The organism is Pseudomonas sp. NY8896 (assembly GCF_039634505.1).
The window spans coordinates 51,803-64,542 of record NZ_CP132351.1 but is presented as its reverse complement, the minus strand read 5'-3'; the positions used below and the strand labels follow the sequence as shown (position 1 = coordinate 64,542).

Here is a 12,740-nt window from a genome sequence, read left to right as displayed (position 1 = left end):
GGTCAGTCGTCCGCATAGCGTTTGGATTTGGTCCAATCGATTACCAGTTCCCGAGTGCCGTCAGGACCTTTGAAAACAGCCTTGTCGAGCCCAAATCGCTGCAGTGTGTAGTCGTTGACCTTTTCGCCATTGCGCACGATTCGGCGCCCTTGGCTGGTCATTACTACGATCGAGTCAGCCCGAACCTCGAGGAGCGCCAGAAAGTGTTTGGCCTTGTCTTCATCGTCGTCGGGGACGTTTTTCTGAGAGGAGCCAGGCTGGCCTGGACCGCCTGGAGCACTCTGGCCATTTGGTCCGCTCATCCCCATCGTAGGCTGGTCGAGCATGAACGGTGCGGCATTGGGGATGACTGGATTTTGACCGAACGGGAGGTCAGCCTTATCGGGCTTACTGCCTGCCTTGCGCACCTCTTTACCCAGAGTTGCGATATCTGTTACTCCCAGTGGAGAGCCACTTTCGTCCACAATGAAGCCGGCATCCGACATTTTCTTATAGGAGTCTGCCATTTCAGCTTGAAGTTTCAGCTGATCGCGCTTGTACTCCATGTCTCCAATCTTCCGACTGCGGTCACGATGAGTGTCTGCATCGTCCGCATCTGCAAGAGCATAGATAGGGAGCGAAAATTGAGCTGCCATAAGAGTGCCGATGACAAGATTTTTCATAATCAGGTACCCACGACTACAAAGTTAAGTTTCATCACTCCGTTCGCAATGGAGTAATCGTAGAGATAAAGGGGGATCTCCTTTTGAAGCGACCGCACACTTGATAACACCACCTGCGGATCGCCTATCACTTGGCCCGGCCAGCCTTTCAGCGGGCCTGAATAAGTATTCCCCATCTCCGAAGAATTATTCGCGTCGAAGGTTTCGAGCTTGAGCCCATCGAGTTCAAATGATGCAGTAACCTTTTTCCAAGAGGTCACGAGTTTCGGAAGCTTTTCTAGCTCCGTATACCGCTGAACGTCTTGTCTTGAAGTTTCAATTACTGCATCGATCTGATCGAAGTCTCTAGGGAGAGTGCGGCTCTCCCCCATGGTCATGCTGAATCGAACGGCACCAACTGCCACGGCTGCAATGACAATCAACATCAGATTCGAAAAGCCGAAGGTTGAAATTGACAGTTTTGAGCGCTTGATAATCATTGGTTGTCGCCCCCGCCAATTTCCGAAGGGTCAATTCGAATGACGTAATTCTGGTGGGGAGTGAACTCCGAAACTATGCCTCGGACTTTATCCGCCGGATCGAATGGCAAGTATCTGCTCGATACGAATCGGTGCAACGTCGTGAACCCGACATGAGTTTCACCATCAGGTGAAGTTTCAAGACTGCTATCGTAAGCAACTAGCTCACTGATTTTTCCGAGCTCAGCGGAGTTGTCCGGCCACTTATCCAATCGCTCACGCAGCAGCTCGCCGATCTTGGTGTCTAACTCGTCCCTTTGAATTTGCTTGGTTTTATAGACCGCCATATCAGCGTTATACAGCGTGTACATCCCGTAGTTATATACAAGTGTAGCGATCAGCATCAGGCCGCATATGCTTGCGACCATATACCAGCGTTTGGTTTGATCGTGCCTTTGCTTTTCGAATAGTTCTTGTCGGGTATATGCCGGGCTGGCGGGCAATACCAGGTCAAGATTGTCAAGATTAATGCGAGAAGCATTTGTGAGGTCGTAGTCCATCCACTCAGGGATGAAATTATCTACAAACTCAGAGGAGCTCAGAATGCTCGAAGGCTTATTGAGATCCGTACTAGAATCCACCCGCAGATAAAGCCCGCGGTCAGGACCCATTGGGAAAATAATAACCTCGTTCCCCAGAGGTACGAGGTTGTTGGCGAATAGGAGCTGCCAGAGTCCATACACGTTAATGCCCGGGTACGACTCCCGCATCGACTTTAGTTCAGCTTCGTCGATGTAGATCGCTGGCCGGCCGTCTTCGCGTGGCCCCTCAATTATGGTATACACCTCCGACTCGCGGGAGCTGCTGAGCGCCTGCGAGCCGATGGAGTCACGGCAGATGATGACCTCTTCGCCACCAATCTGGATTGGTACGCCAAGAAGCAACTGATTCATTAGAGAGCCCCCTCCACCAATGTGGGGGTGACAACCAGGACCAACTCACGTCTGTCGAGCTGATTGTTGATGTCCTGGGTGAGAGGGTTCAGCACTGCTTTAGTGACCAGATTCTGCCAAGGCAAATGACGTAGAGCCTGGTTCATTTTTTTGGTAATCAGACCGCCCAGATGGACCGCTCGACCAGAACTGGTTATCAGTTGGGTGCTGAACTCCTTCAGGTTCACGCGGGGGGTTTGGAACTCATAGTCACCAATTGCAATGGTGTCATTACCACTAAGGTTGGATATTACCGGCCAGATATCGACCATTATTTGGTCGTTGTCTAGAACCCGAACAGTAACGCTAAGCGTCACACCTACTTTCAGCCGGCCGAGCTTAGGGGTCACTGTGACATTGCCGGATTCGTCTTGGCTTTGTTCGACGTCGACGATATAGGTAAGTTCTTCACCTGCGTAAATTTGGGCTGGAACCCCATTTCGAACGGTAATATTTGGCTGATCAGTAAGCTCTACCCGCCCAAAATTTTCAAGGAATCGAATGAGAACATCTGCTTTAACATGGTCAGACTCATAGGTCCCTTGCACATTCCAGAAAGGGTCCGTGTTTTCAGTTTTTGTATTGAAGAAGTTCAGGCCAAGTGGGTTGCCATTCAGCGTGCCTTGAACCAGCAGATTCCAGTCAACACCTTTCTGCTTGTCGTTATTGAGAATTACATCATACGCCTCAACCTGAACGTTTACGACCTTAGTTGCTTCGCCAATAGCTCGTTTGAAGTAGCGATCAAGAACCTTCATTTTAGAAGGCTTGCCACCTGCAGTGATAATTCCTACCGACCGAATACCTTCTATGTAAGGCTCAATCTCATCGTTCGATGTCAACAAACCGAAGTCAGCTGGTGATGGAGCATCAAAGTTCAGGCCACTCGTCATGCCGTTGTTCGAGTTGTTACCCCCACCTACATTAGCGCTTGAAGCTCCCGAGGAGTTCTGTGTACGCCCACGACTGCCTCGGTCGGACTCTTTCTCTGCTCCGATGATCGTACGGGCACCTTCCATAACTTTCTGCCACTCATCTTCCGAGAGTTGAAGTCCAATGGTCGTGCCAGTCGCGACGTTCGAGTCCTGCTGATTATTGGAGTCGTCATCGCCCGCTTTAGCACCACGAGTCTGCGTGGATGCGATGACGTTGTTGACATTTCGGGTCGATGCGAAAGTGGCAAGGTTCCACTCGCGGGTTTCGAAATCGCTAACAATTACTCGCTTTCCTACGATCTCGATGTTCAGGTCCCGGGTCCCTTCGATGTATTCGATGAAATCTGCAAGAGTCATCCCAGCAGCAGCTACATCGATTGGATCGTTGAGGTTGACTTTGCCCTTCGGAATGATCGCGTACCCAGGCAGCGTGTCTTGCAGCACGCTTCGAAGCGGCTTGCTCTGAGCAGTTAGGAAAATCGGCCGAGCTTTCGCGATATCTTCAGTCCTGATCTCGCGTACGAAAGTGTTACCCCGGGCAGCCTGAAGAGCATCTTTCGCTTCGGGGCGCAGGGGGGCATTTTTCGCTTCTTCGGAAATGTCGAAGCTGCTGGTACATCCCAACAGGCCGGTGGCAACCAGCAGAGCTAGGGCAATGGATTTCATCTTCATGGGTGTGGCTGCCTTAGTTCGGGCGGTCGGTGATCAGGATCATGGGAGAGGGATTTCCCTGTTCGTCAGTCAGGTCCCAGAAATACTGGTAGCGAACACGGGCGTCCCGGACGGAAGCCGTGAGCTTGCGCAGGGCAATGTCACGGGCGTCAGTGGAAATGAACTCGTAGCGGCGGGTCTCAAGCTCAGGCTTGTTGTAGAAGGCTGTTTTCACACGCCAACCGACCGGCATGATCCCTTCCACAATCTCCTTCAGAGTTGCCCCTTGGTATTCGGCTTCAACCGGTTCGTTGATCACCACGGTCGGGTCTACCCGCTCCAGGGTCACTCGTTTGCGAGCAGCCGTTTCGATCATCTCCGCGTTGTTCTCGGCCAGCATGAGAAGCTGTTTGCTTTCTGTGCGGATCTGTTCGATGTCCGTGAGCTGTGCGACCTGTACCTGATCAGCCTTCGACTGCGCCGCTCGGTTCAGCTCCAGGGCTTTACGAATCTCGGCCTCTTGCGCCAGCAGATCCTGCTTTCGCTTTGCAGCAGCCTCGATCGCCGTCTTCTGCGCAGCGATGAGGTTGCGTTCTGCTTCGCTACGTGCGGCAGTCAGGGCTTGGCGGTTTCGTTCCAGGTCTTCGAGAGTTTTCCTGTATTGCCGTTCGGTCTCTGTTTCTTCTACCGAGGCAACGGGGTTATCAATCGACAGGTCGATCATTGCCGCAGGTGCTGAAGGAGTTTGCGTGGACCGCTTGTAGTCGATGGGCTGCATCACCTGCTGCGCCCTGCCGGCTTCATAAGTGCGATCGAACGGTGAGAGAGTTTCGCTCCGCGCGAGGTGAGAATCATCAAAGGCGGAAGCGTAGGCGCCCTGGCTCAGGAGGCTGACGCCCAGGATGAGGATCGTTTTTTTCACTGCGGAGTCCCATAGAAGCTTCTGTTACCTCAATAGTGGGAAGGCAGTGCTCCAAATCCGGGGTTTGGTTGGAAAATCTTTTTCAAAACCTGCATCGTGATCTTGTGTTCACCACGTTGAGATAGTCATGTCCGCTTCTACACCGAAGGTCAAAGCCTCATCTGGGGTTGTTGCCCTGATCGTCATGATTGCAGTTGTCATCCTGGGCTATGCGGCTTACTTAGAATCCACGCATAAGGCATTGGACTTCCAGGCTGAAGCCCTGTCGCCCCACTTCTACATGTTCAAGCCTCATGCAGTGGTTCAGCTCATCGCATCTGGTGGTTACGTGGGGACGCTGGTTGCAGTCCTGGTAGAAGTGCTGCACTGCATCTTCGCGGCCGCTATGGTCTACACCATTGCCAGGGTTGCAGCTTCCAGGTATTTCCGACCGCGGAACACTTCGACTGAAGCCACTGTCGTGAGCGACGATCCCTTCGAGTACGAATGCTCTATTCCAGGATCGACCATGATGATCCTGCTCAGGAACAACAAGGACCCGCGAACCGGAGAGGAAATTGGAGGGGTAACAGACCTCAACCCCTACAACCAACGCTTCTTCCGATGCAACCGAAAACAGGTAGCTCTGAGCCGGGAGCCGTCGACGCCCATTGAACACCTCGAACTGGCAGTGCATGAGTTACTAGCTGCTCATCCCACAGTCCCAGCCAGTGTCGGCGCTCACCATGCCGATGCCACGTTACGCGAGCATTCCCTCGCCATCGCCAAGGAGGTCTTGTCCTATCTGAAGCGCCAGAATGTGCAGGAACCTCTCGCTTATCTCGCTGGGCTGTCTCATGACCTGGATAAGTTATTGGCATATGCCGAGAAGGCGCCTGGCCAGTGGGTTAAGAACAAAGACGCAACACACCACAACACCTACAGCGCTTACATCGTGCGTCAGATGCCTGAGTTCGCGAAACTCCAGCCGGAGGATCAGAACGTACTCACCCTTGCGCTGCGTTACTACCACCATCCTGCAATGCTTCCTGTTTCTTCTGGCCCGCGCGTTGAGAAGTTGGTCCAAGCGCTGAGACACGCTGACGGTTTCGTGATCCGTGCAGAGAAGCAAGATGGTATTCGCGCAGCCAAGGAAAGCTCCCAGACTGAGGAACTGATCAGGGAGGCCATCCTGAAATTTGTCGGCGAAGCCAACATCAACAAGTTCCGGGCGACTGGAGAAGCAGAGGGCTGGACGAAGGACGCCATGGAGTTCGTCATCATTCCGATGTCACGAATCCTTGAGTCGATCGGCTCACATTTGCCGCTGGAGTTGAGCCGTCAGCTTCAGATGGGAGTTGATACTCGTACCTTCAGCCACCCTGCTATTCCGGTGATGCTGGAGACCCTCGAGGGTATGGGGCTTTTGCTCCATAGCTACAATCATCATGACAGCCCATCGGGCCTGTTTGATGTGAAGATTGGGGTGATCAACTTCAATGCTTGCGTATTGCTAGACAAGGAAACCCTGCAAGAGCTTCTACCCGGGGTTGTCGACCGTTGGGGTATGGCGAACTACAAAATTCAAGTTCGTCGCCCCACTCGAGATGGTGGCGCAGAAGAGGAATCGGGCGGTGATTGACCGCCCGATTTAGCATGCGAAACTCAAATCACTTGATGCTGCTCATTCGGTCCCGAGAATGCGAAGGGCAGCCTCAGTGCGAATAGTCCTCTCCGCTCTGTCTTCATGGCCGAGGTTGTTCCAGCAGGCATACGCATCCGGATAATGCGCCTGCCGTTCCGAGAGTCGGCACATAGTGACCTTGTACTCGTCTCCCGAAAGGTATTCTTTTGCGAACTGAGCCAGCGTCTGGTCCCTCCCGGTTTCCCAGAGGAGAGAAATCACAGTGTCGATTGCTATTTTCCTGCTCTCTCCGTTGAGCCCCCAGAACTGGATTTTCAGATCGCCATTGTCCGTTCTATAGACGTACTTGGAGAGGAGCTGCTCTGCCTCCTGGTACTGCCCTCGTTGAACAGCCTGCTGAGCCCCGAGTATAAGGCTGCGGTCCTGAATGTCCGCCGCGGTGACCGGGAGTATGGTTTTGCCACCAGTGCACCCAGTCAGGGTTAGGCAAAGAAGCAGAGCATATTTCTTCATCCCTACTACTCCTTAAAGTGGGTTACTAGAGTGAAGGCGTCCCCTGCGCTGAAGAGTACGTTCTGCCGGTTCTGCAGCTGCTTCAGAAGCGAAGGCTTAACCCCGAACATCCGACTTACTTCACCGTAAGTCGTCTCGGGTGTCTTGAGAAGGAAGTAGGTTGAGACGTTTTTCAGGAGGTCCGGAGTGACCTGGTCTGGCTGCTGAACCCCAGCCCAAACACCCACACCGTAACCGCGTCCCTCGGTCGCAATTCGGTTCACTGGACTCAGCGGCGAGGACGAAATTTGTTTGACGTGCTTCCCTTCGTCCGCGATCAGGATGTGGCTGGGGTACTCGGGATTGAAGAGACCAGACCTTCGAGTATCCATCACTCCCATTGCAAAGACACGACTTGCCACAATACGCATGATGATCTGCTGGTGTTCAGACGAGATATCGGTCAGGACGTATCGGTTGATTTTGCCCGCCTGTGATTTTGAAGGGTTACCAGTGAATAGACGGGATTTCACCATGCCCTGGATGATGCTGCGCAAGCCAAAAAGGGAATCTTTGGACCAGAACTCCCAGAACGTTCCGTTGCCAGTGGACTTGTTCTGCAGCGCCTGGAAATCCAGATGCTTTTTGGCGTAGCCATGCAGGACTCCTTCCAAGTCATCAAGGATCTCGTTGACCTTGTCCTCGATCTCTAATGGATCTTTGCCATCCGCCTTCATCTTGACGATGGTCTTCTCTGCCTTCGACTTGGCCTGGCCATAGGCTTTCATGATGTCGGATACCGACCCCGAATCCATGCTGGCAGAGATGGAGTTGAACACGAGATCGATCTCATCAAGGACCTGATCTAAGGTCGGGGAAGGTCTGATCCAGGACTCAATGTCGTCCTGGGAAATTCCGGCTTTGCGGTAAACCTCGTTCAGAATCTCTTCGAGGTAGTCCAATTGCCGCTTGCCGGTATTCGGTGCAAAAACCTTCACCAACTGCTTCATACCTTCGACTGTCATCAGTACCCCACCCCCCTCTTTCGTCCTCGGGACTTGGAGTGGGTTGAGGGAGCTGCCGCCCTCGAAGTAGTTGAAGGTGATGTCGTTGAAATCTTCCGGCCGAACCAGGTGGCTGAGACCAGCCTTTTCGAAACTCTCGTAGGAGAAGTCGCCTTTGATGTCCAGGACGTGGAATGTCATGCCACGGCTATAGACACGCGCAAGTAGATTTTGAATCGTATGGGATTTGCCTGCGCCGCTTGCCCCTTCGAAGAGGACGTTAAAGTTGCTGGACTTTGCCAGCACCCAGTCCACGGTTTGGCCGCGGCTGTCGCTCCCGATCCTGATGGGATCATAGTGAGTGAGTCCTGCAATGGCCTGACTCAGCGCTGTAGGTTGGGATGGTGCAGCTTGATACATTTGATTCCCTCGAGGAATTTCAGGTCCGAGGCGATGCCCTCAGGCAGGGCAGAGTCTTGGGAAAGCCGGTGGTATGGAAACTTGCATGAGGAGCACTCGAGCTCTTCTTCCTGAAGCTTCACGGAATTGCCAGTGGTGTCGGCGATAACAGCGATGGCCTCATCTCCACCACACTCGCACTCGACGGCAAGCCCTCCTTTACTGAGCTTTACGGGACGATCGTCGAACGTACCCTTTACCTTTGCGGCAGGCGTAGCGTTCGGTGCCAGAGTGAATAGCCACTCCTGCCAGTCTTCGTCATGCAACTTCCCGATCTCTTCGCCCTTCTGCTTGACGTCTATTGCGTGCAGGATGTGTGCGAGCTCGTGAGGGATTGCTTCGTCCACCATCGTCTGCATGTCCTGCTGCAGATACAGGGGCTGAATGCGGAGTACAGCTATGCCGTGCGCCTCCCCACTGATCATCATCACATCCAAAGTGGATGAAGTTGGGTCAGTCATTGAGGGGTCGAAACGAAGGTCCAGCCAGATCCTTTCAGCTGGGAAGTCGACGTTGGTCAGCAGCCGGTTAATTTCCTTCGCAGCGAAGAGCTCGCGTGGGTATTCGGCGTTGTGCTGTTTGATGCGGGCGAAAATGGGGATTTGGGCATTCATACCCCAATAGTGGGAGTTGAGTGCCCTATTCCGCCTCTAGGACCGAGTTAGGAGTTTTTGAACATGTCAGCGATGCGGTTCCACTCCGTAAATTCCCCGGCGTTCCCGTCCTTGATCAACCGGTCCATCTGAGCGATAGGAGCAGAGTCCTGGATGAACTCGATGACATCTCTCGAGCCCTTCCAGCGTTGCATGCCAACGGCGTAGATTGCCTTTCTGCAACGCTCCAGTCTCACTGGATCAGGTTCATCCTCAGCCATACCACGATCATCGTCTTGCGTTCGCTGGGGGGCAGCTACGTTGTCCGATTTCGCATGCGAAACTGGGAAGGGATTGCTCGCCAGGTTGGTAGAGCTTGCAGGCGCTTTCAGCAGCTGGAGGATGGCCACATCAGTGAATGTTGGATAGATCAGCTTGGCGTATCCAAGGCAGTAAAATTGCAGATGGATCACATCGTCATCCGATAGCCCAACCTGGATGGTCAGCGTACCTACTGCTTCTGAGTCGAACTCTGTTGCAGTAAGCATCCGGGCGAACTGGCCGTCCTGAAGAGTGAAGCCCTGGAGTCGTTTTGGAGATGCGCTCGCACGAACTATTTCGTATTCCAACCGCGGCTGCTGGTCAGAGAGCCAACGGTATAACTCACGTACCGCGCCGAGCCCAAGGTTGAGACTGAGCTTGTCCGGGTCGTCATTTAGTAGGTACCTGCCCTTCGCTTTATGGGAGAACGTGAGACGGAGTGCTGTGTGCACACTAATCGCCTCGCCGGCGGCATTCACGTCGTTTCGGATGTAGATCGCAGCGTTGAGAGCGTTATTGCTAAACACCTGGTGCGCAGCCAGGTACTTCCCCTTGGCCGGCATCTTCGGGTTGGCGGGGGTATACACCCAGCCAGAATCTGACGGCCGCCCTTTAAGATACTGTGTGTGCTCGGCCTTGAAGTCGATCAGCATGAAGCCCCCTTTTTCATGAAACGCCGGCGGTGGAACGCGATGAGGAACAGCGCACCAGCAATCCAGACCGAATGGGCGACTCCGCAAAGCATGTAGAACAGTTCTCGAACCAAATGATGGACCCGGGTGGCGCCCGCGCTATCAATCACGATTCGTGCCTCTCCCTTGTCCAGGTAGTAGAGCACAGCTGCGACGCCATCATCCGATAGGTCGTTGAACACACCGAAACCATGTCCTTGCGGGAATGGCTTGGGGTGAGCCCTGAAAAAGGAATCAACCCCCTTCAATTGCTCCCTAAGTTCGGGTTTGAAGGCCCCATCCTCGAATGCGGTGCCCCGCCAGCAGGTCACTTTTGCTTGCTCACATTTGGGGGCGAAAGACTCTGCAGAGGCTTCAACCAGGTTGTAGTTCGTCCAAGCGAGATCCTTTGCCCAGAGAGGAAGAACACGGTTCACGAGGACGAGGTGGAAAATGGCAGTGGTGAGACAAACACTGATCAGAGCTACCAAGATCAGGGTACGGTCCATTGTTCTCCACCGAGAGCGGGAAACCCTGATCGCCAGGCCGAAGATACCCAATGCCGCGACTCCTGCGGTGATGAACTGAGGATTTGTACCTTCATTCAGCAGTAGGTCGGCCAGGTCGAATGTCAATTCCAGTTTTACGAATGTCCAGGCGAGCAAAAGCGCTCCGCAAGTGCCGGCGGCACGCAGAGTTGGTCTGATGGATAGGAAGGCTGCGAGGAATGAAACGAAGTAGATTAGGGTGTGATCGAGGTCAGCAAGATCGAGCATGGTAGGGCTTCCAAATGGGATGCCCTAGAGGTTACCGGCAAGGCCTTGGCCTTCCAGTGAAAACGGGGGGCTGAGCGCCAGGGGGCGGATTCTCAGCCCCCTTCAGCGTGACCAGGTCCACGCGCGCCCTTGGCCGCTCCGATCTGCCGCGGAAATTACCGCAACAGCCGAACGCAGGCATCGAAGTCCCACAGCGAAGTGAGTACGTCGACTTTCTGGACGCCGCCCATAAAAGCTTTGAAGAAGGAATCATCGGCAAAGAGAACCAGCACGTGGTTCCCCGGATTCGCCATCTCGTCCGCAGGACTGAAAGCGTAATAACCCATGCCAGGAAACAGCCCCTGCAGCTTCCGGTTCCAGCGCTCGATGTGATCGCGAACGAGTTCAAGCGGCATTGAGTCTGGAAACATCAACTTGGGTGCTGTGTGGCGGGCTACGTTGCCTTCCACCCCTTTGGGGAAATGGCTCTCGAGTGTGAGCCCAGAATTCCCGAAGGATTTCAGCAGGTCGTAGGCTCTGTTCGATACACCGTTCATGATTCACCTCTCGATTTCGGTAAAGGGCGGACGCCACCTCCAAACGCCCTCGTCGAGGATGCTTGGAGGTGACGTCCGCCCTCCCCTAAGGGAGAGGCGGTGTCACTTCAGGCTTAGAACATCCGCAGCACTGCGGTAACCAATCCTTCGACGGTTACTCCCACGGACCAGCCGATACCTGCCATGAACAGATACCAGCCGAGAGCGCGAGCGCTACGACTGGATGCGTCATGGTCGGTGTACATATGGAAGAATTCGCGGTCACCGAGGTTGGCTTCGCCAACAATCAGTTCCGCTTCCTCTTCCTTCTTGGAGATCCCCAGAGCCAACTTAGCGTCGTAATCGATCGCCATGGCATCCCGGGGCAAAGGACGACCTTCGTTTGCTCCCATTGCCCACAGAACCACGAAGTGGCCGTTTGCAGGGTTGAAGATCTTCACCAGCTTTTTACGGCTGACGATCCCTGTTTTCTTGTTCTCCGATTTGATGTGCTGCCAGCCCAACCGAACAATCGACTGGCCTGCATCCTCCCGAGGGAGGCTGAAGACTTTGCCGAATGTCACGCCGTTTACAGGTGGTCGTGCGGCGAAGTGCTCCTGGACCGGCCTCGGGTCAAAGACCTTCACCAGTTTCCAGACAGCACCAGCCAGTTTCAGAACAACCACATCGGCAACAGCAGTCAGCTTTGCTTTCAGAACATGAGTCATGATGTTTCTCCTCTGGGAGCCGGAGCCCAGTTCGCACACTCGAAGGTGGCTGAATGAATTTTCAGGCCCCGCCGGCGCAGGGGTCTGTTCGCAGTGAGTTACTCGTCGCAATCAAAGTCATCGTTTTCCATGTCTCGCATGAGCGAGTTGGAAACCGGTTTCTCTTCTTTTGCTTTCCGTGCCGCTGCACGCTTGTCCCGCATCTGGTCCCGTTTGGTCAGCCTGCGGATCGTTTCCCCCTTTCGGGAGTTATCGATGAAGTCGTGCTGTGTCATGACCTGCAGGAAGGCCTGCAGGCATGCATACGGATCTTCATCCTCATCCATCATGCGCAGCCGGATGGCGAGCACATGGACGGAGTTGATGATGAGCCAGCAGCAGGGGTCAGTGAACACCGGTTCAAGAGCATCCCTCGCAGAGGTCAGCACGAACTGGCGATTGAGTTCCCAGATCATCGAGCCTCGTTTTCCGAAAACTCGACTCCCCTTGAACGGCTTGCCTACTCGGCGGTACTGGTATCCGAGCTCGTCGGTTTGCCACTTGCCATCTTTGATGACCGGTGCCATTCCAAGAGCCTTCTCCAGGCGCTCGATCGTGGAATTGTCTGAACGGGTATCCGACGTCGAGAGTGCATCCGACAAATCATCATCCTCATCCAGCTCTTTCACGCCAGGCAAATAACCGGAGGAGGACCAGAGGGCCTTCCTGTCGATTACCAGCCTAGTTGGGGCCTTTCGAACTGCTTTGGGTTTCTCAACTGCGGTTGGTTGATTGATGGCTACTCCAAACAAATCCACCGGTGCATCCGCCTCCGAGGAGGGTTGAATGGGGTTGGACAGGATGGGTTCGCCAAAGAGATCGACTTGCATAGTGCGCTCCATAGGGCGCACCACTCCCCTGACGGGGTGTGGTGGCCCGTCAGGGGTGGGAGGGAGGT

Annotated in this window: 14 protein-coding genes; 1 reads left to right on the top strand and 13 read right to left on the bottom strand. The window is 54.1% G+C overall.

The genetic code is table 11. From position 1 onward, the window contains the following. Positions 1-2: 2 nt before the first annotated feature. From Q9451_RS31865 to Q9451_RS31845, 5 genes are read right to left on the bottom strand one after another with little or no spacing between them, the layout of a single operon-like run. Positions 3-662, bottom strand: coding sequence for a hypothetical protein (locus Q9451_RS31865; RefSeq protein WP_021263691.1), 660 nt, complete (start codon positions 660-662; stop codon positions 3-5). 2 nt (positions 663-664) lie between these two features. Continuing rightward, entirely contained in the window at positions 665-1,141 is a 477-nt protein-coding gene (locus Q9451_RS31860; protein ID WP_021263692.1) for a hypothetical protein, read from the bottom strand. Beyond that, positions 1,138-2,073, bottom strand: coding sequence for a hypothetical protein (locus Q9451_RS31855; RefSeq protein WP_010794188.1), 936 nt, complete (start codon positions 2,071-2,073; stop codon positions 1,138-1,140). Before Q9451_RS31855 ends, Q9451_RS31860 begins: the two co-directional genes overlap by 4 nt. Next, positions 2,073-3,719, bottom strand: coding sequence for a hypothetical protein (locus tag Q9451_RS31850; RefSeq protein ID WP_010794189.1), 1,647 nt, complete (start codon positions 3,717-3,719; stop codon positions 2,073-2,075). The genes Q9451_RS31855 and Q9451_RS31850 overlap by 1 nt, the downstream gene beginning before the upstream one ends. 13 nt (positions 3,720-3,732) lie before the next feature. Further along, positions 3,733-4,620, bottom strand: a complete 888-nt coding sequence (locus Q9451_RS31845) for a hypothetical protein (protein ID WP_019484906.1) — start codon at positions 4,618-4,620, stop codon at positions 3,733-3,735. 127 nt (positions 4,621-4,747) lie between these two features. Between Q9451_RS31845 and Q9451_RS31840 the strand changes: the two genes are divergently transcribed. Beyond that, the gene (locus tag Q9451_RS31840; RefSeq protein WP_031628640.1) at positions 4,748-6,241 is read left to right on the top strand and encodes an HD domain-containing protein; all 1,494 of its coding nucleotides are present in this window, start codon (positions 4,748-4,750) and stop codon (positions 6,239-6,241) included. 42 nt (positions 6,242-6,283) lie between these two features. Here Q9451_RS31840 and Q9451_RS31835 read toward each other — a convergent pair whose 3' ends face one another. The 8 genes from Q9451_RS31835 to Q9451_RS31800 all read right to left on the bottom strand — a co-directional run bounded on the left by Q9451_RS31835 (position 6,284) and on the right by Q9451_RS31800 (position 12,672). Further along, positions 6,284-6,757 carry a hypothetical protein gene (locus Q9451_RS31835; protein WP_010794191.1) on the bottom strand — a complete coding sequence of 158 codons (474 nt, stop codon included), beginning with the start codon at positions 6,755-6,757 and terminating at the stop codon, positions 6,284-6,286. Between the two features lie 5 nt (positions 6,758-6,762). Continuing rightward, positions 6,763-8,160, bottom strand: coding sequence for a DUF87 domain-containing protein (locus Q9451_RS31830; RefSeq protein ID WP_010794192.1), 1,398 nt, complete (start codon positions 8,158-8,160; stop codon positions 6,763-6,765). Next, positions 8,124-8,813: a hypothetical protein gene (locus Q9451_RS31825; RefSeq protein ID WP_010794193.1), complete on the bottom strand. Its 690-nt coding sequence runs from the start codon at positions 8,811-8,813 to the stop codon at positions 8,124-8,126. Before Q9451_RS31825 ends, Q9451_RS31830 begins: the two co-directional genes overlap by 37 nt. A gap of 47 nt (positions 8,814-8,860) precedes the next feature. Next, positions 8,861-9,766, bottom strand: a complete 906-nt coding sequence (locus Q9451_RS31820; protein WP_010794194.1) for a hypothetical protein — start codon at positions 9,764-9,766, stop codon at positions 8,861-8,863. Further along, entirely contained in the window at positions 9,760-10,560 is an 801-nt protein-coding gene (locus Q9451_RS31815; RefSeq protein ID WP_057382989.1) for a hypothetical protein, read from the bottom strand. The genes Q9451_RS31820 and Q9451_RS31815 overlap by 7 nt, the downstream gene beginning before the upstream one ends. 155 nt (positions 10,561-10,715) lie before the next feature. Beyond that, positions 10,716-11,096: a hypothetical protein gene (locus Q9451_RS31810; protein ID WP_057382988.1), complete on the bottom strand. Its 381-nt coding sequence runs from the start codon at positions 11,094-11,096 to the stop codon at positions 10,716-10,718. Positions 11,097-11,209: 113 nt separating this feature from the next. Then, positions 11,210-11,803, bottom strand: a complete 594-nt coding sequence (locus tag Q9451_RS31805) for a hypothetical protein (protein ID WP_010792577.1) — start codon at positions 11,801-11,803, stop codon at positions 11,210-11,212. A 98-nt stretch (positions 11,804-11,901) separates the two neighbouring features. Further along, positions 11,902-12,672 (bottom strand): hypothetical protein, encoded by a 771-nt coding sequence (locus Q9451_RS31800; protein WP_010794197.1) that lies wholly within the window; start codon positions 12,670-12,672, stop codon positions 11,902-11,904. Between the last annotated feature and the right edge of the window lie 68 nt (positions 12,673-12,740).